The organism is Streptomyces sp. NPDC046900 (genome assembly GCF_040644975.1).
Lineage (GTDB): Bacteria > Actinomycetota > Actinomycetes > Streptomycetales > Streptomycetaceae > Streptomyces.
The window spans coordinates 163,434-179,351 of the sequence record NZ_JBEYXD010000009.1; the positions used below are offsets into that span (position 1 = coordinate 163,434).

Genomic DNA, 15,918 nt, shown 5'->3' on the forward strand with positions numbered 1-15,918 from the left:
CACGAGGTACTCTGCGGACGTCGTCCCTGTTCACCCTTTCGGAGGAGCCCCGTGCCCGAGCTGCCCGAGGTCGAAGTCGTGCGGCGTGGGCTGGAGCGCTGGGTCGCCCACCGGACCGTCGCCGACGTCGAGGTGCTGCACCCGCGTGCCGTCCGCCGGCACACCGCGGGCGGCGAGGACTTCGCGCACCGGCTGAAAGGTCAGCTCCTCGGCACGCCCAGCCGTCGCGGCAAGTACCTCTGGGTCCCGGTGGAGACCACCGGCTCGGCGATCCTGGCCCACCTGGGCATGAGCGGTCAGCTCCTCGTCCAGCCGCACGAGGCCCCGGAAGAGAAGCACCTCCGCATCCGGCTCCGGTTCGACGACGCCCTCGGTACCGAACTGCGCTTCGTCGACCAGCGCACCTTCGGCGGCCTCTCGCTGCACGACACCGCCGCCGACGGGCTGCCCGACGTCATCGCGCACATCGCCCGCGACCCCCTCGATCCGCTCTTCGACGACGAGGCCTTCCACCAGGCGCTGCGCCGCAAGCGCACGACCATCAAACGGGCCCTGCTCGACCAGTCGCTGATCAGCGGCGTCGGCAACATCTACGCGGACGAGGCCCTGTGGCGCGCCGCCGTCCACTACGAACGCCCCACGGCGAACTTCACCCGGCCCCGCACCGCCGAACTCCTCGGCCACGTACGGGACGTCATGAACGCCGCGCTCGCCGTGGGCGGCACGAGCTTCGACAGCCTCTACGTCAACGTCAACGGGGAGTCGGGCTACTTCGACCGGTCGCTGGACGCGTACGGCCGCGAGGGGCTGCCCTGCCGGCGCTGCGCCATGCCGATGCGCCGCCGTGCCTGGATGAACCGGTCCAGCTACTTCTGCCCGAAGTGCCAGCGCGCTCCGCGCCTGCCGGCCCCGCCGACGCGGGGCGAGAACGGCTAGCCGGCTCGTGTCTCGTCGTACCGGCGGCGGGCCTCGAGCACCTCGTCCATGCGTCCCTCCACGCAGTGGATGAGGCTCAGCAGCTGCTCGGCGACCTCACGGCCCAGCGGGGTCAGTTCGTAGTCCACCCGCGGCGGGTTCGTGGGCTGGGCCTCGCGGTGCACAAGACCGTCGCGCTCCAGTGCGTGCAGGGTCTGGGACAGCATCTTCTCGCTGACGCCGGCGACCCGGCGACGCAGCTCGTTGAACCGGAACGAGCCCTCGTACAGCGCCCCGAGCGTGAGCGCCCCCCAGCGTCCCGTGACGTGCTCAAGCGTGCCGCGAGAGGGGCACGCCCTGGAGAACACGTCGTACGGGAGGTCCTGCTCCGGCGCGGTGGTCATGCCGGAAGCGTACGCGACCACAGCGCTGACCGGCAGGTTGCACTAACCGAGGGAAAGCGCCTCCCGCGTGCGCGGGAGACATCGCGGCGAAATGCGCGAATGTGGGCCAGTAAGGTGCTCGGCTGACCTCTGGATAGGCTCCTGGCTGTGAATACGTCCATGATCAGCGGTGGAAGGGCCGAGCCGGCCGTCTTGGACGCGACGGAGCTGTCCTCCGACCCGGAGCTCGAGGCCCGCTTCGCGGAGTCCGCCCACCGGATCCTTGCGGACCTGGTCGGCGGGGGCGCCGCGCTCGGCTGGGTCGAACCACCCTCACTCCTTGAGGTCGCGGAACTCCTGGGCCACGTCGTGAGTGCAGCAAGGACCGGGGACGGGTCCCTGCGTGCCGCATACCTCGACCGTCGGCTGGTCGGACTGGGGTACTGGCTGCGCTATGCCCGACCGACCCACCGGCCGCACGCCGATCTGGAGAAGATCGCGGTGGATGCCGCCGCCCATGGGCGCGGGGTCGGCCGGGCGCTGACCGCCGCCTTGATCGCTGACGCCCGGCGGGCGGATATCGAAGTCCTCACCCTGGACGCCCGTGGCGACAACAGCAATGCCCTGCGCCTCTACCGGTCGCTGGGCTTCACCGAATACGGCCGTCTGCCCGATTTCGTCGCCGTCGGCGAGCGCCGCTACGACAAGGTCTTCTTCATGCTGGACCTGCGCCGGGGACGGGCTGTCCCGGGCGGAGACTCATAGGGAGCTGACCTGCGGCGTCGGCTAGCCGAGCGGTTCGGCGAGCAGATCGTCGATCACCTGGCAGCGAATCTCAGGGAAGGACTCCGCGATCGCCTCACGCATCGATGAAAGGGCTTCTGGATCGACGCCCTGGCACCGCTCGCGGGCTGAGGCGTCCGGCCAGCGTGCGTATGCGACCCAGGTACCGTCATCGGCCTGGTGCAGGCGGGATCCATAGCTGCCGCACTGGTTGTGGATTTCCTCTGTCATCCGGTGCCAACTCGATGCGAACTGCTGCTCTTTGCCTTGATGTAGGCGCCACCGGTAGATGACCGCAAACATGACGCGACCTCTTCTTTCATCGCCCAGTGATCATTTCCTTGATCGGACCAGCACCGTACCGCGGGTGTTGGCGCCTCTGGCCGGTGGCCTGCGCAGGATGGGATGAACCGAGGTCGGCGGGGCGAAGCGATGACGGGTGCTCGACGATCGGCAGCGGCGTCCTGCACTCCGCGCCGCTGCTGTGGCGACAGGGCGGGACAAACGGGACGCACGCGCTACGGCACTGTTGCGCGTCCGTGCTCCTGGACGCGGGGGAGAGCATCACCGGATGCCGTCCAGCGTGAACCTGTACGCGGGCCGCCGTCGATGCCGTCATCGGTGACGAGAGAGCCACCGATGACGGCCCCGAGACGGCCCAGGAGACTTCAGAGGGCGCTGACCTGCGAAGTTCTCAGTACCCGAAGTCCTGTGTCCACCAGGGTCCGCCGGCCCCGTAGTGGACGCCGACGCCCAGGGTCTGGAAGTCGCAGTTCAGTATGTTCGCCCGGTGGCCGGGGCTGTTCATCCAGGCGTCCATCACCTCTTGGGCGGTCGCCTGGCCACGGGCTATGTTCTCGCCGCCGAGGTCGGTTATGCCGAGCGCGGCCGCACGGTCCCAGGGGTCCTGGCCGCTGGGATCGGTGTGGTCGAAGAAGTTCCGCGCGGCCATGTCCTCGCTGAACGCCTGTGCGAGCTTGCGCAGGGTGCCGTTCGGGGTCACGGGGCTGCAGCCCACCTTGGCCCGCTCCTGGTTGACCAGCTTGAGCACTTCGGTCTCGGCCGCGGACTCGGGGGTTGTCGCATGCCCGGGCGGGGTGGCCTTGGGCTCCTTCGTCTTCTCCTTCTGCGCCGGCGGGGCAGCCGGGGCCGTCTGCGTCGCCGTCGGGGACGGAGACTGCGAGGGCTCCTGCGCGGGCGCCGACGCCGCCGGGGAGGCGGGGGCCGAAGGGGCCGTGGTCGGCGTGGTCGTCCGGTCGGCGTCACGGCTCGTGGAGGTGGACTCGCGGCCGCCGTCCGCGGTGCCGTTCGTCCCGCCCTGCTCGGTCGCGAAGCCCGACGGGCTGGTGCCCCCGGCCTGAACGTCGCCGGAGTCCCCACTCACGGTGAAGTGGTTGCTGCCCGGCAGTACCCCGGCGGCGACCGCCACGGTGCCGAGCGCGACGGCCGCGGAGACGCCGAGGAGGCCCGTACGGACCGGCGTCGCGGCCCTCTTCTTGCGGTGCGATCGGGTCGCAAGTCGCTCCGCCTCCAGAACCGCGGCGAAACCGTAGAGGTTCTCCGGGCCGTACCCCTCCGCGGGGGGCTGGGGCTGGTGCTTCTGCGTGACTTCGGTGGCGCGGCCCCCCGTGGCGGCGCGTCCGGCGGCGGAGCGTCGGTGGCGTCCCATCTGCTGGCCTTCCTGGTCTTGCGGTCAGCGCAACTCACACGATCGAGTGAGTTTCACATGAGATTCATATGGGTGGGGACGCTACCGCATGGCGCAAGGGGAGGAAGTGCCTCGTGTGACATTGGCCGGTTAGCGTGCACCCATGAACGACGAAGCACGGCTCGTAGCGTGGGTGCGCGGACGTGTCCAAGGTGTGGGTTTCCGCTGGTTCACCCGGGCCAAGGCGCTGGAGATCGGCGGCCTGAGCGGTTTCGCCGTCAATCTGGACGACGGTCGGGTCCAGGTGGTCGTCGAGGGTGCGCGGGAAGGCTGCGAGGGTCTGCTGGACTGGTTGCGGGGCGACGACACACCCGGACGTGTGGATGGAGTCACTGAGATTTGGGACACGCCCCGCGGGTGCTACGAGGGCTTCTCCATCCGCTGAGTCCGGACCCCGGATCGGGCCCGCGGAAGCGGAAGGGCATGCCGTTGGCACCCACTGTGAGCAGAAAGGGCCTGGTGGTTGCCAAGAATCGCTTGCCGTGGCAGGCTCCGCCGGTAAGGATGATCTCCACGCCCTCAGGGGCCCGCAGGAGCCGCAGCGCAGCCCGTCCAGGGCCGCGCGCCCCCGGGTCGCCCCCCAATGCAGGGCGTGATCGTGTTGACCGTCAAACTTTTTGGTGAGACGCTGAAAGCCCCGCGCACCTTAGCTGTTTGGCATGTAAGAACGGCGCAAAACTCAAGAGTGCCAAGCACCGCGGGTGCGAATTCCCTCACGACCCACACCGCATCGGTCGGTCACTCAGTGTGGAGGACCATCCATCATGGCAAAGGCGCTTCTCGGTTACGTCGGCGGCTCCGACCCTCGACTCCTCGCCGAGATGCGACGGCTCCAGCAGCGCGTCCAGGAGCTCGAGTCCGAGCTCGGACGAATCCAGGCGGAGAACGACGCGCTGACGGCTGCCGCTTCTCACGACAGGATCATGGAGAGCATCGACGCACACCAGGCGGAGCCTGCGCTCACCTGATCACTGCATCGCTCCACCCGACAGCACACGCAGTGGTTCGGCTGCCCGTATCAACCGCTCAGTTGTCAGAGTTGCAAGGGACGCCTCGGCGTCCCTTCTTTCTTGCCCCCGCGCACCCTTTCCGCTCTCTTTAACGGATGGTGTGCCCTGCACGTTCAGGGGTGAAACCGCGGGTTCACGCAGTGAGACACCCGGTGGAAGGTAGAGTCCAGCGGCGTGCACCTCAAGGCCCTGACCCTCCGTGGGTTCAAGTCGTTCGCCTCGGCGACCACGCTCCGGTTCGAGCCCGGTATCACGTGTGTCGTCGGCCCCAACGGCTCGGGCAAGTCCAATGTCGTGGACGCGCTCAGCTGGGTGATGGGCGAGCAGGGGGCCAAGTCGCTGCGCGGCGGCAAGATGGAGGACGTCATCTTCGCCGGCACCACCGGGCGCCCACCGCTCGGCCGCGCCGAGGTGTCCCTGACCATCGACAACTCCGACGGGGCCCTCCCCATCGAGTACGCCGAGGTCACCATCACGCGGATCATGTTCCGCAACGGCGGCAGCGAGTACCAGATCAACGGCGACACCTGCCGGCTGCTCGACATCCAGGACCTCCTCTCCGACTCCGGCATCGGCCGCGAGATGCACGTGATCGTCGGCCAGGGGCAGCTCGACTCCGTCCTGCACGCCGACCCCATGGGCCGCCGCGCCTTCATCGAAGAGGCGGCGGGCGTCCTCAAGCACCGCAAGCGCAAGGAGAAGGCCCTCAGGAAGCTGGACGCCATGCAGGCGAACCTCGCCCGCGTCCAGGACCTGACCGACGAGCTGCGCCGTCAACTCAAGCCGCTCGGTCGGCAGGCTGCGGTGGCCCGACGGGCGGCCGTGATACAGGCCGACCTCAGGGACGCCCGGCTGCGCCTGCTCGCCGACGACCTCGTCCGGCTGCGCGAGGCGCTCAAGGCCGAGATCGCCGACGAGGCCGCGCTCAAGGAGCGCAAGGAGGCCGCCGAGGGCGAACTGAAGAAGGCGCTGCAGCGCGAGGGACTCCTGGAGGACGAGGTACGGCGGCTGACGCCCCGTCTGCAGCGTGCCCAGCAGACCTGGTACGAGCTGTCGCAGCTCGCCGAGCGAGTGCGCGGCACGATCTCGCTGGCCGACGCCCGGGTCAAGAGCGCGACCTCCGCGCCGCCGGAGGAGCGGCGGGGCCGCGACCCCGAGGACATGGAACGCGAGGCCGCGCGTATCCGCGAGCAGGAGGCCGAGCTCGAGGCGGCCCTCGAAGCGGCGCAGCGCGCGCTGGACGACACCGTCGCGCACCGCGCCGAACTGGAACGCGAACTGGCGATCGAGGAGCGGCGTCTGAAGGACGCGGCCCGCGCCATCGCCGACCGCCGCGAGGGCCTGGCCCGGCTCAACGGCCAGGTCAACGCGGCCCGTTCCCGCGCCGCCTCCGCCCAGGCCGAGATCGACCGCCTGGCCGCCGCCCGCGACGAGGCGCAGGAGCGTGCCGTCGCCGCCCAGGAGGAGTACGAAGCCCTCAAGGCCGAGGTCGACGGTCTCGACGCCGGAGACGCGGACCTGGCCGAGCAGCACGAGTCGGCGAAGAGGACCCTCGCCGAGGCGGAGGCGGCCCTGTCGGCGGCCCGCGAGGCGGCCACCACCGCCGAGCGCCGGCGCGCCGCGGTCGCCGCCCGCCACGAGGCACTCGCACTGGGCCTGCGCCGCAAGGACGGCTCGGGCGCCCTGCTCGGCGCGGAGGAGCGCCTTTCCGGACTTCTCGGACCGGCGGCCGAACTGCTGACGGTGACCCCGGGATACGAGGTGCCGCTCGCGGCCGCCTTCGGTGCCGCCGCCGACGCGATCGCCGTGACGAGCCCGGCCGGGGCGGCCGAGGCGATCAGGATGCTGCGCAAGCAGGACGCGGGGCGGGCGGCGCTGCTGCTGGCGGGTGCACCCGAGGAGCCCGCGTACGAGGCCCAGGGCCCGGGTGCGGGCGCCGCGGAGAACCCGCGGGGGACCGGAGAGACCGACGGGCCGGGCACCGCCCCCTCGCCGGCGGCCGGTGCCGGATCGTTTGGGCAGCCCACAGCCGGCGCCCATGACGACGAGGTTCCCGCAGCGCGGGGCGCCCTGGGCGGCGTGCCCGGGTCTTCCTCCGCGGACGGGCCGCCCTTCGCGGCCGACCTCGTCCGGGGTCCCGCCGCTCTGATGCCCGCCGTGCGGCGGCTGCTGCGCGGCATCGTCGTGGTCGGCACCCTCGAGGACGCCGAGGAACTCGTCTACGCGCGGCCCGGACTGACCGCCGTCACCGCCGAGGGCGACCTGCTCGGGGCGCATTTCGCACAGGGCGGATCGGCCGGGGCGCCGAGCCTGCTGGAGGTGCAGGCCTCCGTCGACGAGGCCGCCGCCGAGCTCGCGGAACTCGCCGTCAGGTGCGAGGAGCTGACCGAGGAGCAGCGGCTCGCGGGGGAGCGCCGCAAGGAGTGCGCCGCCGGTGTGGAGGAGCTGGGGGAGCGGCGGCGTGCGGCCGAGCGTGAGAAGTCGTCCGTCGCCCAGCATCTGGGACGGCTGGCCGGGCAGGCGCGGGGCGCCGCAGGAGAGGCCGAGCGTTCCACCGCCGCCGCGGCCCGGGCGCAGGAGGCCCTGGAGAGGGCCCTGGGCGAAGTGGAGGAACTCGCCGAGCGGCTCGCCGTCGCCGAGGAGATGCCGGTCGAGGAGGAGCCCGACACCTTTGTACGCGACCGGCTCGCCGCGGACGGGGCGAACGCGCGCCAGACCGAGATGGAGGCCCGGCTCCAGGTCCGTACGCACGAGGAGCGGGTCAAGGGCCTGGCCGGACGGGCCGACTCCCTGGACCGGGGCGCCCGTGCCGAACGCGAGGCACGCGCGCGTGCCGAGCAGCGGCGGGCCCGGCTGCGGCACGAGGCCGCCGTCGCGGAGGCCGTCGCCTTCGGCGCCCGGCAGCTCCTGGCCCATGTCGAGGTGTCCCTCGGCCGGGCCCAGGCCGAGCGCGTCGCCGCGGAGGCCGCGAAGGCCCGCCGCGAGCAGGAGCTCGCCGCGGCGCGCTCCGAGGGCCGCGACCTCAAGGCCGAGCTCGACAAGCTCACGGACTCCGTCCACCGGGGTGAGGTGCTCGGCGCCGAGAAGCGGCTGCGTATCGAGCAGCTGGAGGGCAAGGCGCTGGAGGAACTCGGTGTCGAACCGGCGGGTCTGATCGCCGAGTACGGCCCCGACAAACTGGTTCCGCCCTCGCCGCCCGCCGAGGGCGAGGAGCTGCCCGAGGACCCCGAGCACCCGCGTAATCAGCCCCGCCGGTTCGTCCGCGCCGAGCAGGAGAAGCGGCTCAAGGCCGCCGAGCGGGCGTACCAGCAGCTCGGCAAGGTCAACCCGCTGGCCCTGGAGGAGTTCGCGGCGCTGGAGGAGCGTCACAAGTTCCTCAGCGAGCAGCTGGAGGACCTCAAGAAGACCCGGGCCGACCTGCTTCAGGTGGTGAAGGAGGTCGACGAGCGCGTCGAGCAGGTCTTCACGGAGGCGTATCGGGACACTGCACGGGAGTTCGAGGGCGTCTTCAGCCGGCTCTTCCCGGGTGGCGACGGACGGCTTGTGCTGACCGACCCGGACAACATGCTCACCACGGGCGTCGACGTCGAGGCGCGGCCCCCGGGCAAGAAGGTCAAGCGCCTGTCCCTGCTCTCGGGCGGCGAGCGGTCGTTGACCGCCGTGGCCCTGCTGGTGTCCATCTTCAAGGCGCGGCCGAGCCCGTTCTACGTGATGGACGAGGTCGAGGCTGCCCTCGACGACACCAACCTGCAGCGGCTGATCCGCATCATGCAGGAGCTGCAGGAGGCCTCGCAGCTGATCGTGATCACGCACCAGAAGCGCACGATGGAGGTCGCCGACGCGCTCTACGGCGTCTCCATGCAGGGCGACGGTGTGTCGAAGGTCATCTCCCAGCGGCTGCGATAGATAGATGCGACGTACACCGTTCTGACCTGCATCTTCTCAAGACTTCAATACATGAACGCAAGTGCAGATCGTTTTCGGGCCTAGCTTCAGACTCACCGGCTTTTGACTTCGAAACTTGAACACATAGTCTCTGCAACGTTGCTTTTACCTTCAGGTGTGAGCGGCGTGAACAGGTGCTCCCTGGGTACTTGGATGCCACCCATGCCCTGAAAGGGCTCGCCCCCCACCCCCGGCGGCGTTGCCGGTGGCCCGAGGAGTTACACACGTGACCAGCACGGCGCAGGCACCTCAGACAGGAGCCAGGACGGCTCACCCCGAACATCTCGGGCACGTCATCTTCATCGCGGCGGCGGCCGCGATGGGCGGCTTTCTCTTCGGCTACGACAGTTCCGTGATCAACGGCGCCGTCGAGGCCATCCGGGGCCGCTACGACATCGGCTCCGCAGCGCTGGCCCAGGTCATCGCCGTCGCCCTGATCGGCTGCGCCATCGGCGCCGCCACCGCGGGCCGGACAGCCGACCGCATCGGCCGCATCCGGTGCATGCAGATCGCCGCGGTCCTCTTCACCATCAGCGCCGTCGGCTCCGCGCTGCCCTTCGCCCTGTGGGACCTCGCCTTCTGGCGCATCATCGGCGGCTTCGCCATCGGCATGGCCTCCGTGATCGGCCCCGCCTACATCGCCGAGGTCGCCCCGCCCGCCTACCGCGGCCGGCTCGGCTCCTTCCAGCAGGCCGCGATCGTCGTCGGTATCGCCATCTCGCAGTTGGTCAACTGGGGCCTGCTGAACGCGGCGGGCGGCGACCAGCGCGGCCGGCTGATGGGTCTCGAGGCCTGGCAGGTCATGCTCGGCGTGATGGTGATCCCGGCGGTCCTCTACGGCATGCTCTCCTTCGCCATCCCCGAGTCCCCGCGCTTCCTGCTCTCCGTCGGCAAGCATGAGCGCGCCCGGGAGATCCTCGCCGAGGTCGAGAGCAAGGACGCCGACCTGGACGCACGCGTCGCCGAGATCGAGCACGCCATGAAGAGCGAGCACAAGTCCACCTTCAAGGACCTGCTCGGCGGCGGTTTCTTCTTCAAGCCGATCGTCTGGGTCGGCATCGGCCTGTCGGTCTTCCAGCAGTTCGTCGGCATCAACGTCGCGTTCTACTACTCCTCGACGCTGTGGCAGTCGGTCGGCGTCGACCCGAAGGACTCGTTCTTCTACTCGTTCACGACGTCGATCATCAACATCGTCGGCACCGTGATCGCGATGATCTTCGTGGACCGCATCGGCCGCCGGCCCCTCGCCATCATCGGTTCGGTCGGCATGGTGGTCGGCCTCGCCCTGGAGGCCTGGGCGTTCTCGTACCACCTGGTCGACGGCAAGCTGCCGGCCACCCAGGGCTGGGTCGCCCTGATCGCCGCCCATGTGTTCGTGCTCTTCTTCGCCCTGTCCTGGGGTGTGGTCGTCTGGGTCATGCTCGGCGAGATGTTCCCGAACAAGATCCGTGCCGCCGCCCTGGGTGTGGCCGCCGCCGCGCAGTGGATCGCCAACTGGGCCATCACCGCGAGCTTCCCGTCGCTGGCCGACTGGAACCTGTCCGCGACCTACGTGATCTACACGGTCTTCGCCGCCCTCTCCATTCCGTTCGTTCTCAAGTTCGTGAAGGAGACGAAGGGCAAGGCGCTGGAGGAGATGGGCTGACCCGTCGCTTCGAGCTCGAGGAGAAGGGTCAAGTCCCCGCTGCCCCTCTCCTCGGACCCACCGCCGCCCGGCTCGGTCGCCCGAGCCGGGCGGCGGTGTCGGGTGCGGCTCCGCTCGCCCCTGCCCGTCAGCGGTGGCGAACGAGGATCAGTCCGTCAGCCGGGGCAGTACCTGCTCGCAGAACAGATGCAGGCTGCGCCAGCCCTCGTCGAGGGGCATCCCGGCGACCAGGGGGTGCAGGACGTGGTTGTCCAGGCCCAGCGCGACGCAGTCGTCGGGCGTCAGGATCCGGTAGACGCCCTCCGCGCGCAGTTCGTCCACCGTCGTGGCGGCCGACTTCACCGCCGAGCGGACGTCTCCGGACTGCCAGGAGGCGTAGGTACGCGCCTCGTGCAGGAAGTGCTCGCCGTAGTGCGCCCACGCCAGCTCCGGGTCCTCGGCGATGTGCAGCAGGGGAGTCTCGGCGGCGGGCATCATGGTCCAGCCCTCGGTGCCGTACTCCACGAGCCGCTCCTTGTAATACGCCTCCAGCTCCGGCAGGTGAGCGCTGGGGAAGAACGGCAGGCCGAGCCGCGCGGCACGGCGCGCCGCCGCCTTCGAGGAGCCGCCGACCAACAGCAGGGGGTGCGGATTGGTGTACGGGCGCGGGGTGACGCGCACGGTACGGCCGCGGTAGGTGAACTCCTCGCCGGTCCAGGCCCTGAGCAGGGTCTCCAGCAGCTCGTCCTGGAGCTGCCCGCGCCGCGTCCAGTCGACGTCGAAGAGGGCGTACTCCTCGGGCCGGTAGCCGATCCCGGCGACGGTGACCAGCCGGCCGCCGCTGAGCAGATCGAGTACGGCGATGTCCTCGGCCAGCCGCAGCGGATCGTGCAGCGGACCGATGAAGGCGGAGACGGTGACCGCGACACGCCGGGTCGCGCCGAAGACGGCGCCCGCGAAGGCGAGGGGCGAGGGCAGCCAGTTGTTCGCCACCCCGTGGTGTTCCTCCGTCTGCACCGTGGTGATCCCGCGCTCGTCGGCGTACGCGGCCATCTCCACGGCCGCCCGGTAGCGGGCGCCGAGCGAGGCGCGGGTCGCACCGGGCTCGACCAGGTTGAAACGTACGACCGTGACGGGCATGCGAGGAGCCCCCTTCGCGTTCGCCGGGCGGGTGTGCAGGGAGGACCGTAACTGACGAGGCGTCAGATAACCAGGTGTGCGCACCCCGGAGCCGCCGCCGAACGGCCCGGTGGCCGGTCGCGCATACTGGGACGCGTTATGGACATCGTCATCCTTGCTGTAGTCATCGCCGTGGTCGTGATCGGCGCGCTCGGCGGGCTCCTCGTCGGCACCCGGCGCAGAAAGCCGCTGCCTCCGGCGCCCCCCAAGACGCCCGACATCACCGCCCCTCCGGCCGAGCCGCACGTCGGCGAAGAGGCCGAGACACCGCGCGACGAGGAGCGCCGGACGATCGAGGAGGTGGACCTTCCACAAGGTCCGGCTCCCGTGGTCGTCGAGGAGCCGCCCACCGTCGAAGCGCCCCCGATCGAGATCCCCGAGCCCACAGCCGGCCGTCTGGTCCGGCTGCGTGCCCGGCTGTCCCGCTCGCAGAACGCGCTCGGCAAGGGGCTGCTCACGCTCCTGTCCCGGGAGCACCTCGACGACGAGACCTGGGAGGAGATCGAGGACACCCTGCTCACCGCCGACGTCGGTGTGCAGCCCACCCAGGAGCTCGTCGAGCGGCTGCGTGAGCGGGTGCGGGTGCTCGGCACCCGTACGCCCAACGAGCTGCGCGGGCTGCTTCGGGAGGAGCTGCTCACGCTGATCCGCACCGACATGGACCGCACCGTCCGCACCGAGCCCGAGGCCAGCAAGCCCGGCATCGTGATGGTCGTCGGCGTCAACGGCACCGGCAAGACCACCACCACCGGCAAGCTCGCCCGTGTCCTCGTGGCCGACGGCCGCACCGTGGTCCTGGGTGCCGCCGACACCTTCCGTGCCGCCGCCGCCGACCAGTTGCAGACCTGGGGCGAGCGGGTCGGCGCGTACACCGTGCGCGGGCCCGAGGGCGGCGACCCCGCCTCCGTCGCCTTCGACGCGGTCAAGGAAGGCAAGGAGATGGGCTACGACGTCGTGCTCATCGACACCGCGGGCCGCCTGCACACCAAGACCGGCCTCATGGACGAGCTCGGCAAGGTCAAGCGCGTCGTGGAGAAGCACGCCCCGCTCGACGAGGTGCTGCTCGTCCTCGACGCCACGACCGGGCAGAACGGTCTTGTCCAGGCCCGTGTCTTCGGCGAGGTCGTGGACATCACCGGCATCGTGCTCACCAAACTCGATGGCACGGCCAAGGGCGGCATCGTGGTCGCGGTCCAGCGCGAGCTGGGCGTCCCGGTGAAGCTGATCGGCCTCGGCGAGGGTGCCGACGACCTGGCGCCCTTCGACCCGGAAGCGTTCGTGGATGCGCTTATCGGCGACTGACGGTTCCCGCGAGGCGTACGGCCGTCACGAACCCGTGCGCGACGAGGGCCCCACTCCATCGTGCGGATGGAGCGGGGCCCTTCTGTTGCGCCGAGGCCACCGGGTCAGGCGCGGGAGCGGTGCGCCAGGTAGGCGAGCGTGCCGATCAGCAGGCGCGCGGCCGGTGGTCGGGTGGCCGAGTCCAGGGCGGGGGAGCGCAGCCAGCGGACCGGCCCGAGGCCGCCGCGGTCCGAGGGCGGAGCGGTGATGTGGGCGCCGGGGCCCAGGGCGTGCAGATCCAGGGCCGTGTCGTCCCACGCCATCCGGTAGAGCAGTTCGGGGAGCTCTGCCGCGGAGCCCGGGGCGACGAAGAAATGGGCCCGGCCGTCGGGAGTGGCCGTCACCGGGCCGAGCGGGAGGCCCATGCGCTCCAGCCGGATGAGCGCACGCCGCCCCGCCGACTCGGCGACCTCGATCACGTCGAACGCCCGGCCGACGGGCAGCATCACCGCGGCACCGGGCACCTCAGCCCAGGCCTCGGTCGCCTCGTCGAGCGTGGCGCCCGCCCGCACCGCCGGCGCGAAGTCCAGCGGATGCGCGCCGGGCGCGTCGCAGTCCCGCTTGCCGCATGAGCACATTCCCGCGGCCGCCCGGGCGCCGGGCACCACGTCCCAGCCCCACAGGCCCGTGTACTCGGCCACGGCAGTGCACTCCGACGAGCGGCCCCGGCGCCGAGCGCCGGGCCTGATGTCGCGGATCGCCCGCGTGCCGCCGATCGTGAAGCCCATGCCCCCTCCAACGGGTCCGACGCACCGACGGTTACGCGGTGGAATCAAATCGTGACTCTGTGTCCCGGATTCGCCGGTGATCGCCGCGTGGTCCGGGCGGCGTCCCGTTGCGTCCCGGGTGGTGCGCCGGGCGGCGCGCGCCCGTGAGTGCACCGTCCCATCCGCTTCCGCCCGTCATGTGTCAAGTGAATCGCGCACAGGCCACGTTGAGTTCATCCGAAGGGGTGGCGAATGGTGGCGATTCTGGAATCGCCATGGCTGGGCGCGTGATCGTAGGACTACTTTGAGTGCACGATTCCTGGAGATGCACGCACTCGTGGGTATGCCGGAGGCAACCCGGTTCCCGTTCGACAGGTGAGAACTGTCGGACGCGGGGCCGTATTCACCGGCATTCTGGTAGGGCTTTGCGTACACAGCGCACAAGCGGATTGACAGATGGGGGCGTTCCAGTGGGCGACAACGGCGGAAGCGGTGCGAACGCTGACAAGCGCCCCAACGAGCTGCTCGGCTCCTGGTTCGCGCGCAGCGGCTGGTCCAAGGGCGAGCTCGCACGCCAAGTGAACCGCCGGGCTCGCCAGTTGGGTGCCAGTCACATCTCGACGGACACCTCGCGGGTGCGCCGCTGGCTCGACGGGGAGAATCCGCGCGAGCCGATCCCGCGGATCCTGTCGGAGCTGTTCTCGGAGCGCTTCGGCTGTGTGGTCGCGGTCGAGGACCTCGGGCTGCGCACCGCCCACCAGTCACCCTCCGTGTCCGGCATCGACCTGCCCTGGACGGGCCCGCAGACAGTGGCGCTGATCAGCGAGTTCTCGCGCAGCGACCTGATGCTGGCGCGGCGCGGCTTCCTCGGGAGCTCGCTCGCCCTGTCGGCGGGCCCGGCCCTCATCGAGCCCATGCAGCGCTGGCTGGTCCCCGGGCCCACCGCCCCGCGCGAGGAGCCCGTCCCGTCCGCGCGGGGCCGGAGCCGGCTGTCCAAACCCGAGCTCGACCTCCTCGAGACCACCACGGTGATGTTCCGCAAGTGGGACGCCCAGTGCGGCGGCGGTCTGCGCCGCAAGGCCGTCGTCGGCCAGCTCCACGAGGTGACCGACCTCCTCCAGGAACCCCAGACCGAGGCCACCGCCAAGCGCCTGTTCAAGGTCGCCGCCGAGCTGGCCGAGCTGGCCGGCTGGATGAGCTACGACGTCGGGCTGCAGCCCACGGCGCAGAAGTACTTCGTCCTCGCACTGCACGCCGCCAAGGAAGCGGGCGACAAGCCGCTCGGCTCGTACGTCCTCTCCAGCATGAGCCGCCAGATGATCCACCTCGGCCGGCCCGACGACGCTCTGGAGCTCATCCACCTCGCCCAGTACGGGAGCCGGGACTGCGCGAGCCCGCGCACCCAGGCGATGCTGTATGCGATGGAGGCCCGCGCGTACGCGAACATGGGCCAGCCCGGCAAGTGCAAGCGGGCCGTCCGGATGGCCGAGGACACCTTCGCCGACGCGGTCGAGTTCGACGAGCCCGAGCCCGACTGGATCCGCTTCTTCTCCGAGGCCGAGCTCTACGCCGAGAACTCCCACTCGTTCCGCGACCTCGCCTATGTCGCTGGCCGCAGCCCCGCCTACGCCTCCCTCGCCGAACCCCTGATGCGCAAGGCCGTCGACCTCTTCGCCGATGACTCCGAGCACCAGCGGTCGTACGCACTCAACCTCATCGGTATGGCGACCGTGCACCTCCTGCAGCGTGAGCCCGAGCAGAGCGCGGTGCTGGCAAAGCGGTCGATGGAAATCGCCAAGAACGTGCGGTCCGAACGTGTCAACACGCGGATCCGAAAGACCGTCGACACGGCTGTACGCGATTTCGGTGATCTTTCCGAGATCGTCGAATTGACCGACCACCTCGCCACCCACCTGCCCGAGACCGCCGAGGCGGTCTGACCCCTTCCGGCCCCGTCACTCGAAGGGCCCCATGCGACCCCGGCCGCGGCCGCCATCCCGAACTGCCCGACTCGGCTCCCCCTGCCAGGTCATCGGATGGCTGTCGCGGCCGGCCTGCATTCCGTGATCTACCCGGGCGGAATCGCGCGAATGATCAGCCGACGTGCGGCGACGTCGGCGCACGCATCCGGGCGGATGCCATTCCCGGCAGGTTGCGTCACGATAACGATCAACGCGGTCGGCATCCTGCAGTTCATCAACGCGTAACACTCCCGGCGCCTTCGTCACTGCGGTGAAACATCGAGGGGCTTCGACGGAAACGGCGCTGCGCCAATCTCATGGCGCATAACCGGCCCACCCCTCACTGACCGGACCGCTCAGGC

The 15,918-nt window shown here is 70.4% G+C and carries 13 protein-coding genes; 8 read left to right on the plus strand and 5 right to left on the minus strand.

Translation table 11 applies throughout. From position 1 onward, the window contains the following. The first annotated feature begins 51 nt into the window (after positions 1-51). Positions 52-936 (plus strand): bifunctional DNA-formamidopyrimidine glycosylase/DNA-(apurinic or apyrimidinic site) lyase, encoded by an 885-nt coding sequence (mutM, locus tag ABZ904_RS12390; RefSeq protein WP_360998376.1) that lies wholly within the window; start codon positions 52-54, stop codon positions 934-936. On the opposite strand, the gene ABZ904_RS12395 is transcribed toward mutM, so the two are convergent. Then, on the minus strand, positions 933-1,319 hold the full coding sequence (locus tag ABZ904_RS12395) for a helix-turn-helix domain-containing protein (protein WP_359397136.1): 387 nt from the start codon (positions 1,317-1,319) through the stop codon (positions 933-935). The two genes, mutM and ABZ904_RS12395, sit on opposite strands and share 4 nt — an antisense overlap. 159 nt (positions 1,320-1,478) lie before the next feature. Here ABZ904_RS12395 and ABZ904_RS12400 point away from each other — a divergent pair, with 159 nt between their 5' ends. After that, positions 1,479-2,063, plus strand: coding sequence for a GNAT family N-acetyltransferase (locus ABZ904_RS12400; RefSeq protein ID WP_359397242.1), 585 nt, complete (start codon positions 1,479-1,481; stop codon positions 2,061-2,063). A gap of 21 nt (positions 2,064-2,084) precedes the next feature. On the opposite strand, the gene ABZ904_RS12405 is transcribed toward ABZ904_RS12400, so the two are convergent. After that, positions 2,085-2,384 carry an antibiotic biosynthesis monooxygenase gene (locus ABZ904_RS12405; RefSeq protein WP_360998378.1) on the minus strand — a complete coding sequence of 100 codons (300 nt, stop codon included), beginning with the start codon at positions 2,382-2,384 and terminating at the stop codon, positions 2,085-2,087. 391 nt (positions 2,385-2,775) lie between these two features. Continuing rightward, positions 2,776-3,750 (minus strand): CAP domain-containing protein, encoded by a 975-nt coding sequence (locus ABZ904_RS12410; RefSeq protein ID WP_359397141.1) that lies wholly within the window; start codon positions 3,748-3,750, stop codon positions 2,776-2,778. 142 nt (positions 3,751-3,892) lie between these two features. Here ABZ904_RS12410 and ABZ904_RS12415 point away from each other — a divergent pair, with 142 nt between their 5' ends. The 4 genes from ABZ904_RS12415 (at position 3,893) to ABZ904_RS12430 (ending at position 10,389) form a co-directional block, all read left to right on the plus strand. After that, positions 3,893-4,174 (plus strand): acylphosphatase, encoded by a 282-nt coding sequence (locus tag ABZ904_RS12415; RefSeq protein WP_361822831.1) that lies wholly within the window; start codon positions 3,893-3,895, stop codon positions 4,172-4,174. Between the two features lie 379 nt (positions 4,175-4,553). After that, positions 4,554-4,757 carry a hypothetical protein gene (locus ABZ904_RS12420; protein ID WP_055493509.1) on the plus strand — a complete coding sequence of 68 codons (204 nt, stop codon included), beginning with the start codon at positions 4,554-4,556 and terminating at the stop codon, positions 4,755-4,757. Between the two features lie 216 nt (positions 4,758-4,973). Beyond that, the gene (locus ABZ904_RS12425) at positions 4,974-8,705 is read left to right on the plus strand and encodes an AAA family ATPase (RefSeq protein ID WP_361822834.1); all 3,732 of its coding nucleotides are present in this window, start codon (positions 4,974-4,976) and stop codon (positions 8,703-8,705) included. Positions 8,706-8,970: 265 nt separating this feature from the next. Next, positions 8,971-10,389 carry a sugar porter family MFS transporter gene (locus tag ABZ904_RS12430; protein ID WP_359397149.1) on the plus strand — a complete coding sequence of 473 codons (1,419 nt, stop codon included), beginning with the start codon at positions 8,971-8,973 and terminating at the stop codon, positions 10,387-10,389. A gap of 147 nt (positions 10,390-10,536) precedes the next feature. On the opposite strand, the gene ABZ904_RS12435 is transcribed toward ABZ904_RS12430, so the two are convergent. Further along, positions 10,537-11,508, minus strand: a complete 972-nt coding sequence (locus ABZ904_RS12435) for an LLM class flavin-dependent oxidoreductase (RefSeq protein ID WP_359397151.1) — start codon at positions 11,506-11,508, stop codon at positions 10,537-10,539. 138 nt (positions 11,509-11,646) lie between these two features. Here ABZ904_RS12435 and ftsY point away from each other — a divergent pair, with 138 nt between their 5' ends. Beyond that, a complete protein-coding gene (gene ftsY, locus ABZ904_RS12440) occupies positions 11,647-12,849 on the plus strand; it encodes a signal recognition particle-docking protein FtsY (RefSeq protein ID WP_359397152.1) in 1,203 nt (400 codons plus the stop codon). Positions 12,850-12,953: 104 nt separating this feature from the next. On the opposite strand, the gene ABZ904_RS12445 is transcribed toward ftsY, so the two are convergent. After that, entirely contained in the window at positions 12,954-13,616 is a 663-nt protein-coding gene (locus tag ABZ904_RS12445; protein WP_360998381.1) for a bifunctional DNA primase/polymerase, read from the minus strand. A gap of 449 nt (positions 13,617-14,065) precedes the next feature. Here ABZ904_RS12445 and ABZ904_RS12450 point away from each other — a divergent pair, with 449 nt between their 5' ends. Further along, positions 14,066-15,535: a hypothetical protein gene (locus ABZ904_RS12450; RefSeq protein WP_361822840.1), complete on the plus strand. Its 1,470-nt coding sequence runs from the start codon at positions 14,066-14,068 to the stop codon at positions 15,533-15,535. Positions 15,536-15,918 lie beyond the last annotated feature (383 nt).